This window comes from Sporosarcina sp. FSL K6-6792 (assembly GCF_038004885.1).
Taxonomy (GTDB): Bacteria; Bacillota; Bacilli; order Bacillales_A; family Planococcaceae; genus Sporosarcina; species Sporosarcina psychrophila.
The window spans coordinates 3,307,255-3,325,890 of sequence record NZ_JBBOSA010000001.1 but is presented as its reverse complement, the minus strand read 5'-3'; the positions used below and the strand labels follow the sequence as shown (position 1 = coordinate 3,325,890).

At 40.8% G+C, this 18,636-nt stretch carries 18 protein-coding genes; 2 read left to right on the top strand and 16 right to left on the bottom strand.

Features of this window, described 5'->3' with window-relative positions:
* Nucleotides 1–16 precede the first annotated feature (16 nt).
* The 8 genes from eutC to MKZ26_RS16265 all read right to left on the bottom strand — a co-directional run bounded on the left by eutC (nucleotide 17) and on the right by MKZ26_RS16265 (nucleotide 8,410).
* Nucleotides 17–997 carry an ethanolamine ammonia-lyase subunit EutC gene (eutC, locus tag MKZ26_RS16300; RefSeq protein ID WP_340766802.1) on the bottom strand — a complete coding sequence of 327 codons (981 nt, stop codon included), beginning with the start codon at nucleotides 995–997 and terminating at the stop codon, nucleotides 17–19.
* 12 nt (nucleotides 998–1,009) lie between these two features.
* Nucleotides 1,010–2,374: an ethanolamine ammonia-lyase subunit EutB gene (locus MKZ26_RS16295; RefSeq protein ID WP_067213533.1), complete on the bottom strand. Its 1,365-nt coding sequence runs from the start codon at nucleotides 2,372–2,374 to the stop codon at nucleotides 1,010–1,012.
* 16 nt (nucleotides 2,375–2,390) lie between these two features.
* A complete protein-coding gene (locus tag MKZ26_RS16290) occupies nucleotides 2,391–3,839 on the bottom strand; it encodes an ethanolamine ammonia-lyase reactivating factor EutA (protein ID WP_340766801.1) in 1,449 nt (482 codons plus the stop codon).
* A gap of 145 nt (nucleotides 3,840–3,984) precedes the next feature.
* The gene (locus tag MKZ26_RS16285) at nucleotides 3,985–4,506 is read right to left on the bottom strand and encodes a EutP/PduV family microcompartment system protein (RefSeq protein ID WP_340766800.1); all 522 of its coding nucleotides are present in this window, start codon (nucleotides 4,504–4,506) and stop codon (nucleotides 3,985–3,987) included.
* Between the two features lie 16 nt (nucleotides 4,507–4,522).
* Nucleotides 4,523–4,864 carry an ethanolamine utilization microcompartment protein EutS gene (gene eutS / locus MKZ26_RS16280; RefSeq protein WP_067213536.1) on the bottom strand — a complete coding sequence of 114 codons (342 nt, stop codon included), beginning with the start codon at nucleotides 4,862–4,864 and terminating at the stop codon, nucleotides 4,523–4,525.
* 148 nt (nucleotides 4,865–5,012) lie between these two features.
* Nucleotides 5,013–6,263: an ethanolamine utilization protein EutH gene (eutH, locus tag MKZ26_RS16275; RefSeq protein WP_067213537.1), complete on the bottom strand. Its 1,251-nt coding sequence runs from the start codon at nucleotides 6,261–6,263 to the stop codon at nucleotides 5,013–5,015.
* A 145-nt stretch (nucleotides 6,264–6,408) separates the two neighbouring features.
* On the bottom strand, nucleotides 6,409–6,978 hold the full coding sequence (locus MKZ26_RS16270; protein ID WP_067213538.1) for an ANTAR domain-containing response regulator: 570 nt from the start codon (nucleotides 6,976–6,978) through the stop codon (nucleotides 6,409–6,411).
* Entirely contained in the window at nucleotides 6,953–8,410 is a 1,458-nt protein-coding gene (locus tag MKZ26_RS16265; RefSeq protein WP_340766798.1) for a sensor histidine kinase, read from the bottom strand. Before MKZ26_RS16265 ends, MKZ26_RS16270 begins: the two co-directional genes overlap by 26 nt.
* A gap of 152 nt (nucleotides 8,411–8,562) precedes the next feature.
* Between MKZ26_RS16265 and MKZ26_RS16260 the strand changes: the two genes are divergently transcribed.
* Nucleotides 8,563–9,297 (top strand): MBL fold metallo-hydrolase, encoded by a 735-nt coding sequence (locus tag MKZ26_RS16260; RefSeq protein ID WP_340766797.1) that lies wholly within the window; start codon nucleotides 8,563–8,565, stop codon nucleotides 9,295–9,297.
* A 49-nt stretch (nucleotides 9,298–9,346) separates the two neighbouring features.
* On the opposite strand, the gene MKZ26_RS16255 is transcribed toward MKZ26_RS16260, so the two are convergent.
* The 8 genes from MKZ26_RS16255 to MKZ26_RS16220 all read right to left on the bottom strand — a co-directional run bounded on the left by MKZ26_RS16255 (nucleotide 9,347) and on the right by MKZ26_RS16220 (nucleotide 17,630).
* Complete coding sequence (locus MKZ26_RS16255; protein WP_340766796.1) at nucleotides 9,347–9,904, bottom strand: PepSY domain-containing protein; 558 nt, start codon at nucleotides 9,902–9,904, stop codon at nucleotides 9,347–9,349.
* Between the two features lie 87 nt (nucleotides 9,905–9,991).
* Nucleotides 9,992–10,687 (bottom strand): PepSY domain-containing protein, encoded by a 696-nt coding sequence (locus MKZ26_RS16250; RefSeq protein ID WP_340766795.1) that lies wholly within the window; start codon nucleotides 10,685–10,687, stop codon nucleotides 9,992–9,994.
* Nucleotides 10,688–10,725: 38 nt separating this feature from the next.
* Nucleotides 10,726–12,087: a sensor histidine kinase gene (locus MKZ26_RS16245; RefSeq protein ID WP_340766794.1), complete on the bottom strand. Its 1,362-nt coding sequence runs from the start codon at nucleotides 12,085–12,087 to the stop codon at nucleotides 10,726–10,728.
* Nucleotides 12,077–12,787 carry a response regulator transcription factor gene (locus MKZ26_RS16240; protein WP_340766793.1) on the bottom strand — a complete coding sequence of 237 codons (711 nt, stop codon included), beginning with the start codon at nucleotides 12,785–12,787 and terminating at the stop codon, nucleotides 12,077–12,079. The genes MKZ26_RS16245 and MKZ26_RS16240 overlap by 11 nt, the downstream gene beginning before the upstream one ends.
* 94 nt (nucleotides 12,788–12,881) lie before the next feature.
* Nucleotides 12,882–14,519 carry a M20/M25/M40 family metallo-hydrolase gene (locus MKZ26_RS16235; protein WP_340766792.1) on the bottom strand — a complete coding sequence of 546 codons (1,638 nt, stop codon included), beginning with the start codon at nucleotides 14,517–14,519 and terminating at the stop codon, nucleotides 12,882–12,884.
* Between the two features lie 12 nt (nucleotides 14,520–14,531).
* Nucleotides 14,532–15,950 carry an amino acid permease gene (locus tag MKZ26_RS16230; RefSeq protein WP_067213545.1) on the bottom strand — a complete coding sequence of 473 codons (1,419 nt, stop codon included), beginning with the start codon at nucleotides 15,948–15,950 and terminating at the stop codon, nucleotides 14,532–14,534.
* A gap of 43 nt (nucleotides 15,951–15,993) precedes the next feature.
* Entirely contained in the window at nucleotides 15,994–16,755 is a 762-nt protein-coding gene (locus tag MKZ26_RS16225) for a dimethylarginine dimethylaminohydrolase family protein (protein WP_340766791.1), read from the bottom strand.
* 20 nt (nucleotides 16,756–16,775) lie between these two features.
* Nucleotides 16,776–17,630 (bottom strand): dimethylarginine dimethylaminohydrolase family protein, encoded by an 855-nt coding sequence (locus MKZ26_RS16220; RefSeq protein WP_340767672.1) that lies wholly within the window; start codon nucleotides 17,628–17,630, stop codon nucleotides 16,776–16,778.
* A gap of 188 nt (nucleotides 17,631–17,818) precedes the next feature.
* Between MKZ26_RS16220 and MKZ26_RS16215 the strand changes: the two genes are divergently transcribed.
* Complete coding sequence (locus MKZ26_RS16215; protein WP_340766790.1) at nucleotides 17,819–18,559, top strand: IclR family transcriptional regulator; 741 nt, start codon at nucleotides 17,819–17,821, stop codon at nucleotides 18,557–18,559.
* The last annotated feature ends 77 nt before the right edge of the window (nucleotides 18,560–18,636 follow it).

Here is an 18,636-nt window from a genome sequence, read left to right as displayed (position 1 = left end):
GACATCTACACACCTCCTATCCTTCCTTCTTAACAAGTGAAACGCCACTTGCTTCATACTTCAATATCTTTTGGATAACAGTTCCAAGATAGGCTCCTGCTTCCACCGGTGGAATTCCACCTTTGTGAATATTTGAAACGACCATGCGTTCCGCTTCAATCGTTCCAATGCGGGGTTTGTAACAAATATAGGCGCTTAATGATTCTGCCGAGACAAGTCCTGGACGCTCCCCAATTAAAATGATGACGACATCAGGCTGCAGGATTTCACCTATTTCATCCATTAAAGCAACTCTGCCTTTATCAACATAAATAGTGGTACCCATCTCAATATTTAAATTGTTTAACGACTGCTCCAATGATAAGTAGACATCTTCTAAATTCACTTCAAGTGCTTTGGCACTTAGTCCGTTAGAAGCAACAATTTGTACCCTTGGAGCGCGCTGGCATTTTTCCGTAACCATTTTTTTAGAGTCATCCGATAATCTTCTTCCTAAATCAGGTCGTCGGATATACTCTTCTTTGTCCAACACTTTTGAATGCAATTGGAGGAAGCCCAATCGTTCCAATATTTCTTGCGGAACTTCACCGTAAACAGCGTCTACAGCTGCTGCATGGTCAAATCTGAATTGGAGCCAGGTAGCTGTTTTCGGTCTAGTACCTGCTCTTCCCACTACAATCCGTGCAGGTGTTTTCTTACGAAGATCAGCTAAGTACGCTTCCTTATTTGATTCCTCTATTACAGGCTTACTTTTGCTTACTTGCAGATTTACGCTTTTCGGCTTTTTATCCTCTAGCGCCGTATCGAAGAATTTCACATTTCCATCAGGAGTTGCACGCACTGTTTCCTCTGTAAAATGATTTCCTACTAAAGTCTCTTGAAACAACATAACAGGCATCTGTTTGTTGTCATTATCACGATCATCTGTTTTCAAGTTACTTGTTTGGAGTTTTTCAACGACCATCTTCGTAATCTTTTCAATGAGTTGTTCATTCACAGATGTCATCTCCTAACGTGTAAATATAGTAGGGTCGCCTGCTCGAGCACTTAAACGACCATTTTCATAAATCCCCATTTTTTCAAGCCATTTTAAGTATTCCGGCGCCGGTGTTTTACCAAACGTTTGTAAAAGCGTTGCTACATCGTGGAAGCTCATCGATTGGTAATTCAGCATTACATCGTCTCCCATAGGAGTAGCGATGATGAAGTTGACACCTGCTGCAGATAATAAGACACCTAAATCTTCAATGTCATTTTGGTCTGCTTTAATATGATTTGTATAACAGATGTCCACACCCATCGGAATGCCGTGCATTTTACCCATGAAGTGATCTTCGAGACCAGCACGTATGACTTGTTTGTTGTTATACAAGTACTCAGGTCCGATAAAACCGACCACCGTATTTACGATGAACGGATCGAAATGTCTTGCGAATCCGTAATTTCTAGATTCTAGCGTTAATTGATCAATTCCATGATGCGCTTCTGCCGACAGCTCTGACCCTTGACCCGTTTCAAAATACATAACTTGTGGGCCTGAACCCGTTCCCTGTTTCATAGCGAGATCTTTTGCTTCTGCAATCAGTTCTGCAGTAATACCAAATGAGCGATTTGCTACTTCAGTTCCTGCAATACTTTGGAAAATCATATCTGCGGGAGCACCTTGTTCAATTGCTTTCATCTGCGTATTTACATGAGCTAACACACAGTTTTGAGTAGGTATTTCCCATTCTTGCATGAAATCTTTTGTCGCATGCAATAGCCGTTTAACACTTTCAACGGAGTCGTCAACAGGGTTAATCCCAATTACTGCATCGCCAATTCCATATGACAATCCATCTTTCAGAGATGCAATCATTCCATCCACGTTGTCTGTCGGATGATTTGGCTGTAACCGAGATGAAATCGTTCCTTTTTGACCAATCGTAATATTACATGTTGTTAATATTTCAACTTTATTGGCCGCATGTACTAAATCAAGATTAGACATTAACTTCGCAACAGCAGCAATCATTTCGGAAGTTAAGCCCCTGCTAATACGTTTCAGTTCACGGTCGCCCACTTTATTACTTAAAATGTATTCCCGTAATTCTGCGACACTCCAATTTTTTAATTCTGCATAAATCCGTTCATTTATATCGCCTTCAATAATTCTGGAAACTTCGTCCGTTTCGATTGGTATTAAAGGATTGTTACGAATATCACTTAATAAAATTTCACTGAGGACCGTTTTTGCAGCAATTCGTTCTTGTACAGTTTCCGCTGCAACACCCGCCAGCCGATCTCCCGACTTTTCTTCATTTGCTTTTGCCATTACTTCTTTCAGATCGGCGAAATTATAACTAATGCCGCCTAAAGTTGTTTTTAATATCAAAAGTAGACACCCTCCTTCACGATGAGTGAAATGTTAATGTTTTGACGACGACAGGGACAACTCCGGATTCAAGTGCTCTTCCGATGTCCATATAATCACCATGTTCGACAGTAATTTGATCGATACATATAACGCTTTGCCTGACTTGCATAGCAATCAAAGTTTGACCTAACACTTTTGCATGATCAGTTTGTAAAATTAGAACAATCGGTTGATCGGGATCAGGTCGTTGTTCCATCACCTGAATAATCGCGGCCGCTAACTTTTGAATAGCTCTAAAGCCCATATAAGGCAGTTCGGAAATGTATAATGCAAAGTTCTGTCCTTCTCTGGCCGCATCATATATATCGATTGCATTTTTAACGGCTATTTCAAAGTTTTCTAATCCTGTTTGGAGATTCTCACCAAACGCATAATTGTAAACTGGTATATTTTTAAGCGGTAATTCATCCGATGCCACCTGGATTGTTGCACCGCTAATTTCTGTTGTTTGCGTGCCCGCTCCAAGTACTGTTGCCCGTACTGTTTCAACAGGCTCCAACCATGAATAGCTTTGCAATGCTTCATTCCTTTGAAGAGCTTTTGCCAACTGTACACCTATATCATCGTAATTCGATTTCTGCCCCTTATCAGGTTCATGATTGTACATGCACTCAGAAATACCACCCGAAAAAACAAGCGTGTCAATCTTTTCGTGCCAGTTGGGATGATGTCCTAGCAAAAACACTTCATCCTTTTCTAGGACATCATTTTTCAGTATTCTTCCCAACGACTCCGCCATGAAATCGGTTACAAATTTTATATTCCTTGATTCTGGATTATCGCCCACATGTAATAACATATTTTGCTCCGTTAAAAGCTTTTGTACAGGCGGAGAAATAGAATTTACTTTCCCCTCATGAAATTCTATGAGTCGCCCTCCAATATGCAATGTACATGTGCCAAGAAGTACCTTATCTTTGTAAACAGCAATGTTCGCCGTTCCTCCGCCTATATCGATATTGGCAATTACTTTTCCGCTACGACTAGAATAGTCATATGCTCCGGAACCTTTAGCAGCTATAATTCCTTCTAAATCCGGTCCTGCTGTAGCTACTAAGAAATCACCAACTTCACCTGACAAATAGTGAAGCATCTCGCTCGCATTTTGCTTTGTCGCCGTTTCACCGGTAATAATGACTGCACCGGTTGCAATTTGCGAAGCAACGATACCGGCCTTTGCATATTCTGAACGAACAATTTTTTCAATCTCCACAACATTTATCGTCGAAGGATTGGTTAAAGGTGTTCTGAAAATAGGACTCTTGTATAGAACTTCTTTATCTACAATTTCAATTTTGGGAACATGAGTGGTACCTGCTACATTCATCAATGAAAATCGGCTAATAATTAGCTTTGTTGTGCTCGTGCCAATGTCAATCCCCGCACTAATCATCGTCTCCGGTTCGCGATTGGAACCACCCATACTCACACCTCATTTAAGTGATATAAAAGCGCAAGGCGCCTGACTCTAGACAAAAAATAAAAGCGCCTCTACAGACCCGAAGAAAACTCTCCGAGTAGTAAAGGCGCCTTTGCCGTGTTCATTAACTTTTAATAGTATTAATATATCAAACATTACGTGAAGTGTAAAGGTAGTCGTTGAATAAAAGCTTATCGTCCTTAGCGGCGATTACGAAGTTTTTCATTGAATTCATATCATTTAACTTCACTAATTCTTTCAGGTACTCAATGCCAATTCCTTCAACTGATGAAGTAATGACAATGGGCCCACTCGAAACAACAGACTTTATCATGTCAATTGACCGCGCTATGTCTGCATTGGGATGATCACTTTTGGTAATCACACCAATCGGCAATTTCGTAATCCCCATACTAAATCCAGGCGGAAAAATCATTTTCCCGTTTGTCGCATCCTGCAAGTAAAACACATGGGTTACTTCTAAAGCAGTAGCCATAATGCTTTTATAAAACATTGGATTCTCTGTATATTCACCAGGTGTATCTACAATCCAATCGTAATAGGTCAATGTCTGTGTTTTAAATGCCTCGACTGTTTTTCCTAATAACGCATTCGTTAACGTAGATTTTCCAGCGCCAATTGAACCAATAAGCATCGCCCTGTTTTTCATCTTCTCAAACACGTCCTTACGACTTTGTAATGAGTGCTGGCGTATATCCTAATCTTTCAGATAAAAATCGATTAATTTCACTCATAGCCATATCGACTTCTGAAACACTACCTACAATAACAAGACTTCCCGTAAATCGATCTAAGAAACCAATCGATACATTCGCTGCTTTTGTTGCCAAATCACCCGCGATTATTACTGTTTCACTTGGTGTGCATGTCATAATTCCTAACGCACCTGCTTGTTGAATACCAAGTTTTTGAAACATATCAGGATTCGGATTAGCGATTAAATGACTTAATGTGATTTGCTTACCGGGTACAAATTCTTGGATAAACCTTTTTTTCTCTTCACTCACTTTATTTGCCCCTTTCTGCTAGATATATATCAAAAATATTTATACATGTAAAACTTAGCGTAGGCATCCCCTAAGCGCCGGAGCGAATTGGAAGGGAATCTTTATTTCAACTTATATAGTTAAAAGGTTAGTACAATCAGGCTTAATCTTACTTCTCGGCTTTTTCATCTTCTAAGTACTCGCCTGGAAGAATGGTTCCATCTGCACGGTCTTTCTCTTCAAGTTTCAGAGCTGTTGGAACAGATAACCAGTACGCTATCCCAATTGCACAAATACCGGCTGTTAATTTACCAATAATTACTGGCAAAATAATATTTGGTTGGAAGTTTGCCGTAAAGGACAAGTGATCTCCTAGCAAGAATGCTGCACAGACTGCAAATGCGATGTTAATGACCTTATCTTTCGGTCTCATGTATCTAACTAGCGAGAACATCGCTAAAATATTAGCCATTGTCGCTAGGATACCAGCACTCCCTGTGGAAGATAGTCCAATCCTACGTCCACCTGCTTCCAATGGTTTCGCTGCATATTTACGTAGTAAGTAAACCATTGGGAATGCCCCTGCTAACATGATACCAATATAACCAGCCGTTTCAAGTGCGCGGAATTGATCTGCTTCATCCGCCATAATTGGATCGAAGCCCCATGCGCCAAAAATAGTTGTGAATAAACCCGTGAATATTTCAACGATCGAGAAGACTAACACTAGTTTGATAGCCGCATCCATTACACGTCCAAAAATCATAAACCCTGCAATCATGCCACGTGGGAAGAACTTCAACCCTGCCGCGATTAAAAGTACGAATATGAGTAACGGTAATAGGTTAATTAGTATTTGTCCATAACTGATGACAAATTCATACGTAGAATCGGATGTTGTGCTTATGACATCACGAATTTCAGTATTAAACAATACGACCAATACAGAAGCAATAAATGCACCGATCGGAATTGTTAGAACACCAGACATTACGCCAAGTGCCATGTATTTATGATCTCTTTTATCAAGCATTGCAAGTCCCATAGGTATCGAGAATACAATTGTTGCCCCCGCCATGTATCCTACAATTAATGCCATTACCCAGCCTTCATAGGAAGTTTTCAATGCATTTGCTAACTGATACCCGCCCATATCCGATGCTAAGATTGTCGTCGCGGCAATTGCCGGATCCGCCCCAATAGCATCAAAAATAGGTCCGATAAACTTACTGATAAACCATGTTAAATAAGGTATGGATGCCATGATACCAGCTGCCGGTACAAAGATATGACCAACCGCATGAAGACCAGACATAAATTCCTTACCAAGCCCATCTTCCGGGTTTTTAATTGCCGCAAACGCCCCCAAAACTGCACAAAACATAATAATATATACAATTACTGTGCCTATCATCGCCATTAGTATTCCCCCTATTATGTAGTAATTTAATAAAAACGTTATCATTTTGTTCTTTATTTAGTAGTCAATTAGCAATCACCTCCCCAAATAAATACAAAAAGGCCCTTAAAGAACAATCTCTTTAAGCGCCTTTGCTTGTTGTTATTCACTTTTGTTGTGCAATAATTTCCTTAGCCAATGACTCCATTGTCATTTGTCTGGTCATACTGGAATCTCTCATTCGTTTAAATGCTTCTTCTTCCGTTATTTGTTCCATTTGCATTAGAATTCCCTTCGCCCGTTCAATCAGTTTTCTTTTTTCAACTTCTTGTTTCGCGTTTTTAATATCCTCTTTCAGTCTTTTTGCTTTACCCGACTGATGGAGTGCGATTTCAACTGCTGGTATTAAATTTGATTCTGCAATAGGTTTGACCAAATAACCTACAATATTATCCTGTTGTGCTTTCTTGATAAATTCTTTTTGACTATAAGCCGTAATGATTAGAATCGGTAAGTCTAACTGATTAGCAATAATTTGACTGGCTTGTAGTCCGTTAATCTTGGGCATTTTAATATCCATCAAAATCAGGTCTGGTTTATGTAAAAATGCGAGTTCAATCGCTCGATCACCGTCCCCTGCCTCACCGACAACATCGTAGCCATGGTCTTCTAACATCATCTTGATATCCATACGAATTAAGGATTCATCTTCAGCTATCAATATTTTCTTTCTCATAATAAATAATAACCTCCGGACTTACTGGAAACATAATTGCTGCGTGTGTTCCTATGTCTTCCGGCATATAACTAAATTCGCCATTCAAGTCATTCACAACTAAATTACGTACAATTTCTAAACCAAGTGATGACTTCGTTTGTTTAATCCCAACACCGTTGTCGGAAATATGAAGCTCCAAAGAGTCTGCCTTCGAATAAAAGTTAACAATAATCTCACCGCGAGTGTCTCCAGGAAATGCGTGTTTCAAGGAGTTTTGAACGAGCTCATTAACAATTAGTGCAATTGAAACCGCTTTCCTTGATGATGTTAATATTCTATTGCCATTTGACCTAATAATCAAGCCCACTTTTTTATTGGGGCCATTTATTGTCATTGTTGAACAAACCTTTTTTGTAAGCTCAATGATATCCACATCATCATCTTCTGCATCTTCATTAGCCAAAATCAATTCGTAAACGGAGGAAATACTAAATACTCTGTTTAGCGTATCTTCAAAGTAGGATTTACTTTCTTCGGAAATCCCCTTCCTCATTTGTAGCCTAAGTAAGCTTGCCACGGTTTGAAGATTATTCTTCACTCTATGGTGAATTTCTTGAATAACAACGGATTTCATCATAAGTTCTTTTTCTTTCGTACGGAGCTCAGTTAAGTCTTGGATAACGAGTAAGGTCCCTCTCATTTCATCCTTTTTTCGCAATCGAATTTTTTTGACAACGAGATTCTTACGGTCTAATGTTAATTCAGATACAAAAACGTCATCTTGTTGATCATATACAGGTTTAAGAAAAGGCAATAACTCTACTAAGTTTACATTTTGTATTTCTTCCGTATGACTCATCTCTGTTATGAATTTCACACCTACTGGATTTGCATAAGTCAACTTATTTTCATGGTCAGTCAACAGGAAAATTTCCATTAATAAGTCCGAAACTATCGGCATTTCACTATTCTTATCCCCCAAGACATAGCCGATTGACTCCTGTCCAAATGGAAGATCTTCAAGATTATTAATGTAAGGCATGGCATGATAGACTTCTTTCTCTTGTATAAGTACAGCTATTACTTGATGCATATTATTTTTAATAGGAACTACACTTTGCTCCACAGATCTTCCTTCTTGTGTTACCGCCTGACGAATTAGTGACTTCTTCCCTTTTCGATAACTGTAAAACACACCCGGCTCAAAGGAATCAAACACTATCTTTCCAATAACCGAATTTTCATAAACAGCATTAATAGACTTTGGAAAAGCCTCGGCTACAACAATTGCCTGTTCATTGTCTTTCATCTTACAATCAATGAACATATAAGCATCCGATAAATCCGCATACATTTGTAATGTAGAAGCAACACTTTTTAATTGTTGAATATCATCAGCTGACAGGTCCGTATATATAGTACACAATTGCTCGAGTGTAGATTCTGTCACTGTTAGTTAATACCCACCTTTATTTGAATTCTTTGAATACATTATAGTGTTTATATCCTACAGGGTCAATATTATTCTACACTTACTACTTTCAATTGAGTCCACTTCAAGGTACACTTTTTTCACTTACAATGGAATTGGAGGAATTCATAATGAAAATAACACCAATCGGTATCTGGGGTGGATACCCGAAAGCAAATAGTGCCACATCGTCTTTTTTGATCGAACACGATGACTTTCATTGTCTCATTGATTGCGGTAGTGGCGTACTTTCCTCATTGCAAAATTATTTACCTTTAGAAAAACTGAACGCCGTCGTCATCAGTCATTATCATGCAGACCATATTGCAGATGTCGGGAGTCTCCAATTCAGCAGGATCATTAATTTTTATCTAGGTCATCAAGCTCCCCCATTACCGATTTATGGGCACACTATGGATCAAGAGAATTTCGCAAAACTCTCGTACAAAGATCAAACAGTAGGCATTGGTATTTCAGAAGATGATGTCATTCAAATAGGTCCATTTAAAGTGAGCTTTTGCCGGACGGTACATCCCGTCTATTGCTTGGCAATGAAATTCAAGGTCGGTGGCCAGTCCATTGTACTCACCGCAGATACAGAATGGCGAGATGAACTGATTGATTTCGCACGCGGCGCTGATCTTTTAATTAGCGAGGCCAATTTATATGAAGAACACGTCGGGAAAGCACCAGGTCATATGGGCGGAAGCGAAGCTGGAAGAATGGCGAAATTGGCGGGAGTAAAACAACTTGTGTTAACCCACTTACCGTTGCACGGAAATATTGAAGAAATTCTTGATGCGGCTGTTGTTGTATATGATGGACCTACTGAACTTGCTGAAGTTGGGAAAGTATACGAAGTCTAAATTACTTTTCTCCATAAAAATAGGGCTGTTCAGGAACAGCCCCTTTACTTCAATCATTATCTTTTTCACTATCTTTTTCAAATTTCAGAACTTCACCTGAAATTGCATCAATATCGAAGTCGTAGTCATATTTCCCATCTCGAATTTCGATTTCATAGACTACTAGGCCATCATCTTCGTCTAATTTCACTTCTGCCACAGTACCTTTTGCTTGTTTCATCGCAATATTGACAGCAGCTTTTTCTGTTATGAATTTACCATTTGGAGCAATCACTTTATCGTCTGAATCGTCGTTATCAAAGTCGTCATCATTATCATTTTCTTTATCTGTGCGCAATACTTTTCCTGTTTTCGCATCGATATCGAGATCATATTCAAAGCCGTTTGTTTTAACTTCAACCTCATAAATATCACCCACTAGTTCACGGTCCAATTCAATTCCAGTCACTGTTCCACCTACTGATTTTACAGCAATTGCTTCCGCTTCTTCCATCGTCAATAAACCTTTTGGCGTCGCCGCGAAACTATGTCCCGCGTTCCCAGCCACTGCAACTCCACCTATTACAAGCACGCCAGTCAATGCTGGAATCATCATCCATTTCTTCATCTTGTATCTCCTCCTTTTGTTGTTACCTTCATATTACTCGGCGAACATGAGAGGACATTGTGAGGAGTATTAGAATTTGATGAGAGATTAGTCATCCCATGTGACAGACATTATTTTCCCTGAAATTGCATGAATCTGGAAGGTACCTTCCCGGTCATCAGCTGCTTCGATTTCGATTAGGTAGTAACCCCCATCGCTTGTTTTTTCATACGAAAAGTCATCTACATCACCTTTTAGTTGAGTTTGCGCAATTGCAATCGCCTGTTCCTTGGTAATAAGCGCATTTTCCCCTGTCGTTTCCTTCACAGTTTCAGTGATTATTTTCCCCGTCATGGCGTCGACTGTCACCTTTGTAAACTTCGGGTCTTTCGACAGCTTCACCTCGTAAATCGGGGCTTCTCCGCCTGTAATCAATGAAATCCGTTCCGTTTCACCGCTATATTTCCCCGCTATAATTTCTTTCACCTTAGACTCAGAAAGCACGTCCGGAATCTCTTCCTTCATTTCACCAGTCTGGGTAAGCGATAAAACACTTCCTGTCGTTGCGTCAACTTCAGCCGAATAAAACGCTTCACCTCGGCTCATTTCAGCTTGATAAACACCGTTCGTTATTGAAATTCGGTCAACAGTTCCACCGTACATGCTCTCCAACTGAGTTCGGATCGTATCAGCCGCCATCGGTTCCTGCTTATTGATCAAACTTCCTATATAAAATCCGCCCACTGTTAGAAGTACTATGGTTAACAGGGACGGAATAAACCATGATTTTTTCAAAAAATGCATACTCCTCGCCTCCTTTCATTCATCATACGATTCCAACATTAAAAATCGGTGAGAATCTGTTTTTTGGGCATGATGATCCGGAAGGTGGTTCCTACGCCAACGCTACTTTCTATATTCAATTCTGCCCCTAGACCGTCTGCAAGTTCCTTAGCAATTGCCAGCCCAAGGCCCGTTCCACCTGTTTTACGGTTTCTGTCTTCATGGACTCGATAGAATCGGTCAAAAATGTGCGGCAAGGCTTCTTTAGGGATTCCGTTTCCATAGTCAGTAACAGCAATGGAAATAGCAGTTTCATTTTCCGAAATAGTCGTTTTAATTTCTCGTTCGCTATATTTTCGTGCATTATCAAGGAGGATGAATAATAATTGCCTAAGTTTTTCAGCATCCGTTACCACAACCACAGAACCGTTCCCTTCTAGAATGAAATCTCTTGCATGTGCTTGACGCATTGGTTGTAAGGTCTTTTCAACCAACGAATTAATATCCGTTTCCTCAAACTTAAACGCAACATGTTCTTGATTTCTTGCAAGGTGGAGCATTTGCTCAATCATATCCTTCATCCGAATGGATTCCCCAAGAATTGCCCCGACTGCCTCTTTTGCCACCGAAAGGTCATCAAATCCGCGGCGTGAGAGAAGCCGCGCGTAGCTTTCTATAACAGTGAGCGGCGTTTTTAATTCATGCGAGGCATTGGAAACGAACTGTTCTTGTTTTTTAAAATTGCTCTCGAGTTGCCCCATCATATCGTTGAACTCATGGCCCATCTGCGCCATTTCGTCTTTCCCTTCGGCTGGGACCTCAATCTTCTCGTATGTTCCCGTTTGCCGGCTTTGTGACATCGTTTTAATGAGATTATCAATTGGTTGGATCACGATGCGACCAAGCGCAACGCTTGAAATCGTTATGGGAATCATCGCGATAAGGGTCACTCCGAAGAGGATAAGCTTGAGCAAGCTCAAATTATGTTTTACATCACTTAGCAGTTGAATCGTCTGCAGTTCAACCACTTTTCCGTCTGTCCAAATAACTGGCTCGCGCATCGTAAGTATCGGTGTATTGTCAAATTCACCGATTGAATAGCGTTCGCCTGGTTTTATTTCAGGGTGGTAGTTCCCAATCCCTTCCGTCGATTGGACTTCAACTTTCACCTTGCCAGTTGGATCGACAATACGAACTACACCTTGCGGCGGAATGTAGGCGCGGAGCACCGTCGCTGGATCGGTTTGTCCGGTCATTCGGCTAAGTGAAGCAATAAGATCTTGCGATTGCGTAGTTAGCTGGTGGTATTCCGTGTCAAACGCAATTTTTTTGTACACAAAATAGATGCCCGTGTTCGTCAACGTTAAGATAACGAGCATCAGCAACGTAGAAAAAAGGTGGATCTTTGTTTTAAGCTTCATTAACCTGTTGCTCCTTTAAAACATAACCAACACCCCGTATCGTTTGGATAAGCGTGCTTTTTTCCCCTTGTTCGATTTTCTTCCGGACATATCGAATGTACACATCCACGACATTTGTATCACCGTAATAATCGAACCCCCAAACGGCGTCTAGCATCTGTTCACGTGACAACACTTGGTTTGGGTGTTTCAGCAGATGAAGTAAAAGATCGTACTCCCGTGGTGTTAGCTCAATGGAGCGGCCATTTCTTGTTACGTCACGTGTTTGCTCATGAAGAGACAAACCCGCAAATTCAAAGAGATGTTCGTCTTTAGTTTCTACAGACGCCACAGGTTTAGAGAATCTAAGTGCCGAACGAATCCTTGCGAGTAATTCATCGATTTCAAAAGGTTTCGTCACATAATCATTCGCCCCGAGGTCAAGCCCCGCCACCTTATCTTCCACATCACTTTTCGCCGTCAATAATATGACGGGCGTGTCTGCTTCTGTTGCTCGAATCCGTCGTAATACGTCTAATCCATTCAATCCAGGTAACATAAGATCTAATAGAACAAGATCCCATTGTTGTTCACGATATTTGATAAGCCCGTCTGGTCCTGTATGTGCAATGCCCGTTTCATAGCCCTCAAACTCAAGCTCAAGCTGAAGGACACGTGCGATATTTTCTTCGTCTTCGATGATTAAGATTTGCTCTTTCATTCGATTCACCTGCCACTTTTTCTTTCATCTTAACAGATGCAGACAATAAATAGAGACCTTCACTATTTCCGAAGGTCTCCACATTTCAGTTATATTAGCCTGTACATGTTTCCAAACTTTCATTCGTGACATACATGCTCTTCACAAGCGTTTCCAGCATAACAGGCATTTCCACAAAAGCACTGTCGACGTGTAAACGCTCCGTCCGTTGATGTGCATCTTTCCCAAACGGACCTACATTGAACACGGGCGCTTTCAACTGGGCCATCTCAGTGAATGGAATGCTATACGTTTCGCCCCATACCGGCGTATTGCTTTCGAATGCAGCCCAGCCATTTGTGTCGTCATCGTAGTTAACATAACTTAGGTCACAGATACCGTTGAAGTAATGAATCTGTTCGACTGTATTATTTAATGTTTCCGCTGTTTTCTTCATCAATTCAATCGACTGAATGACAAGCGGGTTATCCGACGAGTTAATGGCTGGATAGTAAGGTGGTGCATAAAGAAGGACAGTTGCCGGCGCAAGTTCTTGGCATTGGATCATCAAGTTATCGACGATACGAAGCGATTTTTCACGATCATCCCACTCTTCGTTATGGAGTACTTCTTGCTTCAAGCGATCCACTTCTTTTTCCCCTAATTTTAGCAAAGCATGTTCAAGGAGCTGTTCATAACGCAAAACGTTCACTTCTCCTACGCCTTTCACTTGCTCTCGTTCACAAATAATCTTGTAGCTATCGTTGCACGCTGCCATTGCCTCAAGTGCCACTTGTTCGAACAAATCCATCACTTCCGATGCCGTACGCTTCATCAGGAAAACATTATATAATGCTACTGCGCGGTAAGGCGTTTGCGTCGAGTATTGAAGCTTCAAATCTTTTTGTTGCAATGAAACCGGCAACGGCGTACTTTCTCCAAGATCCGTCTCACGGAATAATTCGTTCCATTCCATCCGTTGTGTCAGATATGAAGCAATATAGTTCGCAGTCATACCTTTCATTGGCTCCCCAACATGCGTTTCTTTGCCATAGAACAATGCAGCGGGCATGATTTTCCCGATGGTACCCGAGTAGACATATTCAGCAATATCCGTTGGGTTTTGGGAAAACGATGGCTCGCTATTTAAAAATAGTTTATACGTTAACCCTTGCTCCTCACGAATACGGACAAGCTCCTTCACTACAGCACGCATGCCCGCTGAGTTAACTTCCTCATCAGGAACTGTAGCTAATAATAGATTGATTGGCCATTTCTCAACACTGGCTTTTTCAATGAGTTGCATATGAAGCGCAAGCCCCATTTTCATATCCATTGTGCCTCGACCAAACAAGTAATTTCCGGTCTCCAGGTCGATGCGTGCATCCTCTGGAAGATCAGCATTATGCTGGGGTTCAGACAACATTTTCGTCAGCATCTCCGGATAAAATGCAAACGGCTCCAACACACCATATTCTTCAGTCCATACGGTATCGAAGTGACTTATAAGAACAATCGTTTCTGTTGCTTCGGGATGCTTGTACAAAGCAGTGACAGCTTGACGACCAAGCCCTGCATCGTGAAGTGCCAACTGATTCGGGTTATTTATGAAATACGCTAGTTCATTTAACTTTGCCTCTAATTTGGGAGCAAATGTATTCTCCCCTTCAGTTAACGTACGGCTGTCCCAGCTAACGAGTTCACATAACAGTGACCGAAGTGTAGAGGGTGTGCCCCATAGTAATTGGTTCATAGTAATTCTCCTTTAATTTACAGGTTTCACTTCAGTTTCAACACTAACCTTATTCTTTTTTTCCAACCTGAATTTATAAAACAGCATACATGCAACTAAAAATCCGACGCCGTAGTATAACCCAATCCGCTGTGTTGGATCGAATGCCAAAAAGACGAGAATAAGAAGACAAAAGGCGATACAAAACAATGGGACATAAGGATAGAAAGGGACTTTATATTTTAGGTCTTCCAATTTCCCGCCCTCTTTCAAATAGTGACGACGGAACATCAATTGAGATGTCGCAATCCCCATCCACGAAATTGTGACAGCTATTCCTGCAATCGACATGAGTAATACGAACACTGCCTCTGCTTCCATCACACTTGTCAATAATGATAAAAGGGAGAACGACATTGTGAAGATAAGTGCATTGAGCGGTACTCTGTTTTTCGATAATCGCCCGAACATCTTAGGTGCCATCCCTTCGTTTGACATTGCCCATAGAAGTCGCGTTGACGCATATAAACACGAATTTCCCACTGACAAAATCGCCGTCAAGATAACAAAGTTCATAATACCCGCCGCGTACGGAACGCCGGCAATTTCCATCAATGTCACAAACGGACTGGCAAGTAAACCAAGTTCGGATGCAGGAAAAATAGCCGATAAAACAATAATCGAAGCGATATAGAAAATGACAATTCTAAAAATTATCGTTCGGATTGCTTTTGGTATGTTCTTTTCAGGATTTTCTGTTTCCCCTGCCGCAATTCCAACCAACTCCGAACCTTGATAGGAGAAGATAACGTTCATCATCGTCACAAACACGATCGCGATGCCCGCTGGGAATAACCCTGTAGGAGCTAAATTTGTTAAGAAGGGTGTTGAACGACCTTCCATAGGAATGAAGCCAAAAATCGCCGCAAACCCAATGATAAGGAACAAAATAACTGCAAGGACTTTAATACCTGCAAACCAGAATTCAGCTTCTGCAAATCCTCTCGTCGACAGCGCATTCAAAGAGAATAAGAGGACCATAAATATCAAACACCAAATCCAAATCGGAACATTTGGGAACCAATGTTGCATAAGTATTCCAGCAGCAGTGAATTCCACTCCCGCAGTGGCAGCCGAACCTACAAAATACATCCAGCCAAGTGAAAAACCAGCCGAAGGACTAATATAACGTGTTGCATATGTTTGGAAAGACCCTGTCACAGGCATATGGACAGCCAGCTCGCCAAGACAAACCATAACCATATATAAAATCAAACCACCGAATAAGTATCCAAGCAGCGCTCCCCCCGCGCCGGCTTGATTAATTGTATAGCCTGCATTCAGAAACAGACCTGTTCCAATTACTCCTCCGAGAGAGAGCATAAACAAGTGACGGCTTTTCATAGAACGTTTTAATAGATTATCTTGCGGTTGTTCCCCTTTGTTTGACATGATATTCACTCCCCTGTTTTCCCCATTTACTTTTCGATTACGGTTAGAAGCGTAATGACAAACAGCTTAATCCGCCGTCATGCTTCTGAACTTCAGACATTTCCAGTTCGATTGTTTCATAGCCCGCTTCATTAAATTTACGTTTTGTTTCTTCATATCCTGACGGAATAATGACATAATCATTCACACGGATACAGTTGGCTGAATACTCGTCTTCCTTACCTATAACAATTTTTTCATATGAATCAAATGCTGGATGATCCACAAATTCTCCCGCAACGACCATCCGGTTATCTCCTAGGTAAGCAATTCCTGTTTTCAAATGGAAAAACTCTTTTAACGGAATAATCGTAGCTTCATAACCTTGTTGTTCTAATATCCCCTTCAATTGAAGTGCTCCTTCTTCATTCGTCCGTTCAGAAATCCCAATATAGAAATTGTTCTCCGCTTGAAGAATATCGCCGCCATCTAGTGTTCCTGGCGATTTTATATAGTGAAGTTTCTCGTAAAATCCTTTTAGAGTAGCTTCGATTTCCTTGATTTCTCCATTACGTGATTCCGCTCCTGGATTTGTAATAACCGCGAAATCAGATGTCAACACGGCTGCATCTTCTACAAATGTCGAGTCCGGGAATTCTTCACTTGCTGGAAGATGTGTAACAGTCACGCCACACTTTTCCAACGCTTCAATATACTCTTTATGCTGATCTAGTAACTTTTCAAATACGGGCTTTCCTAAATCAGAAGTCGTCAATCCATTCAAATAGCTTTCCCCAGGTGTTTTTACAATTACGTTTGAATACATATCCATTCCACTCCTCATTTTTAGTTTCTTACTACGGGAGAAGTCAAACACGTTGGCCCCCCCGTCCCTTTTACACTTATTTCTTCACCTTTATATTCATAAACTGTAGCTCCAGCATCGAGCAATTGTTTTTTCGTGGAAGCGTTTCCAGAAACAATTACACAAACCCGTGGTGCCAGTGCCAACACGTTGCAACCAAGTGTGTCATATTCATCTTTCGGAACTTCAATTAGCTGGATTTTTCGTTCAATCAACAACTGCCGGAAAAAAACAGGCATTAGTGGTGAATGCACGACTGCCAAATCACGATCGACCATACTGATGAACGACATAAGATGCAGACATTCCGCTTCTCCTTGATCATGTGGTAGTTGAACGACGATGAATTCGTCGACGAAAGACGCTGTCATTTCTTTCAATTGCCGGATTGCTTCATCATTCGTACGGTATCCACGGCCTACAACAAGTGTCTTGTCGTCCAACCAAACAATATCACCGCCATCTGACACTGCGTCTCCTGTCAACTCACCAACAATAGCAATTTCTCTTTCTGCAAGAAACTTTTTATATACTACCGCTTCCGGTTGTCTCAGTTTTTTACCTGATTTCAAAATGATTGCTCCTGCTGGCGTAAACTTCACCGGATCATGTGCATACAAAGAATCCATACCAACTTCAGGCGATGCAGGTAAATAATCAATCTGTGGAACATATTTTTCAAGAATTCCTATAAAGTTAGAATACTCGCGAACCGCCTCTTTAAAATTCGGTTCCTCAAGGTAATTGAATGTTTTCCATTGATCCGTGAGATGATCTTGATTTTGAAAAGCTTCATTTGGATGCTTTACAATCACCCGTTCTAATGGACTGTACATTGATGAACAATAAGTCAATTTACGTCACCCTTTTCCGCATAGTGGAAAACGTTTCCGAAGAACGGAAAGTTTATATATAAAATATATTCTCTTCATGATACAATGTCAATGTATTTCAAATACTTTTAATTTGTTTTTTCAGATTAATGAATTTTACTTAGTTATTTACATGACAGGTGGTGCTTTAAATGCAATCAATTGACCGCGCTATGATCGTAGCCAAAACTCTTGCTACACACACTTCAGAAAACGGAGTGTCTATTTCAGACCTTTCCAAGCAATGCGAATTACCACTCAGTACAATGCATAGATTGCTGAAAGCGATGATTAAACAAGGTATGGTGGAGCAGGATGAGCGTACGAAATGCTATCGGCTCGGAACGATTTGGTTAGAATACGGTTTGCAAGTGTATGACTCGATGGATTATGTCACTAAAATAAGGCCAGAGCTAGAACGTTTGAGCCATGAAGTAGATGAAAGTGTCTATCTAAGCCGCCCCGCAGGATTAGAAGCAATTATTTTAGAGAGAATAGATAGTGAAAATAATACAATCCGGATTTATGACCAACTCGGTTTGCGTATTCCAATGAATATCGGTGCGGCTAATAAAGCGATGCTTGCCAATATGCCTTCTTTTAAGTCCACGGACATTTTGAAGAAACTGTTGCCTCTCGAACAATTGGCTCCAGTTGAAGTAACGCTAAAACAGATAAAAAAACTAGGATATGCTACGAGTCACGGTGAAAGGACGGAAGGTACTTCTTCTGTCGCGGTGGCCATTGTTGATGGATTAGGAGAAGTTGTCGGGGCAATCAGTATAGGCTTCGTCAGTTTCAATCTGACTGAAAATCGGATGGATTTCCTTATTGAAAAAGTTATGGAAACAGGTAGACGGATTTCGGAAAAACTAGGTTCGAACAGTAATTAATCACCAATTTATAAGTAGATCAGATATTTTCAGACTGCATTGCAAAGACAAAAAAACGACTCCCGCGCACCAATGTG

What these genes read in the sequence shown, in the direction of transcription:
- MKZ26_RS16290 (WP_340766801.1), bottom strand. Translation starts at nt 3,839, where the DNA reads ATGGGTGGTTCCAATCGCGAACCGGAGACGATGATTAGTGCGGGGATT.
- MKZ26_RS16285 (WP_340766800.1), bottom strand. Translation starts at nt 4,506, where the DNA reads ATGAAAAACAGGGCGATGCTTATTGGTTCAATTGGCGCTGGAAAATCT.
- eutH (WP_067213537.1), bottom strand. Translation starts at nt 6,263, where the DNA reads ATGGCGATGATAGGCACAGTAATTGTATATATTATTATGTTTTGTGCA.
- MKZ26_RS16270 (WP_067213538.1), bottom strand. Translation starts at nt 6,978, where the DNA reads ATGAGAAAGAAAATATTGATAGCTGAAGATGAATCCTTAATTCGTATG.
- MKZ26_RS16260 (WP_340766797.1), top strand. Translation starts at nt 8,563, where the DNA reads ATGAAAATAACACCAATCGGTATCTGGGGTGGATACCCGAAAGCAAAT.
- MKZ26_RS16255 (WP_340766796.1), bottom strand. Translation starts at nt 9,904, where the DNA reads ATGAAGAAATGGATGATGATTCCAGCATTGACTGGCGTGCTTGTAATA.
- MKZ26_RS16250 (WP_340766795.1), bottom strand. Translation starts at nt 10,687, where the DNA reads ATGCATTTTTTGAAAAAATCATGGTTTATTCCGTCCCTGTTAACCATA.
- MKZ26_RS16245 (WP_340766794.1), bottom strand. Translation starts at nt 12,087, where the DNA reads ATGAAGCTTAAAACAAAGATCCACCTTTTTTCTACGTTGCTGATGCTC.
- MKZ26_RS16240 (WP_340766793.1), bottom strand. Translation starts at nt 12,787, where the DNA reads ATGAAAGAGCAAATCTTAATCATCGAAGACGAAGAAAATATCGCACGT.
- MKZ26_RS16235 (WP_340766792.1), bottom strand. Translation starts at nt 14,519, where the DNA reads ATGAACCAATTACTATGGGGCACACCCTCTACACTTCGGTCACTGTTA.
- MKZ26_RS16230 (WP_067213545.1), bottom strand. Translation starts at nt 15,950, where the DNA reads ATGTCAAACAAAGGGGAACAACCGCAAGATAATCTATTAAAACGTTCT.
- MKZ26_RS16225 (WP_340766791.1), bottom strand. Translation starts at nt 16,755, where the DNA reads ATGTATTCAAACGTAATTGTAAAAACACCTGGGGAAAGCTATTTGAAT.
- MKZ26_RS16220 (WP_340767672.1), bottom strand. Translation starts at nt 17,630, where the DNA reads ATGTACAGTCCATTAGAACGGGTGATTGTAAAGCATCCAAATGAAGCT.
- MKZ26_RS16215 (WP_340766790.1), top strand. Translation starts at nt 17,819, where the DNA reads ATGCAATCAATTGACCGCGCTATGATCGTAGCCAAAACTCTTGCTACA.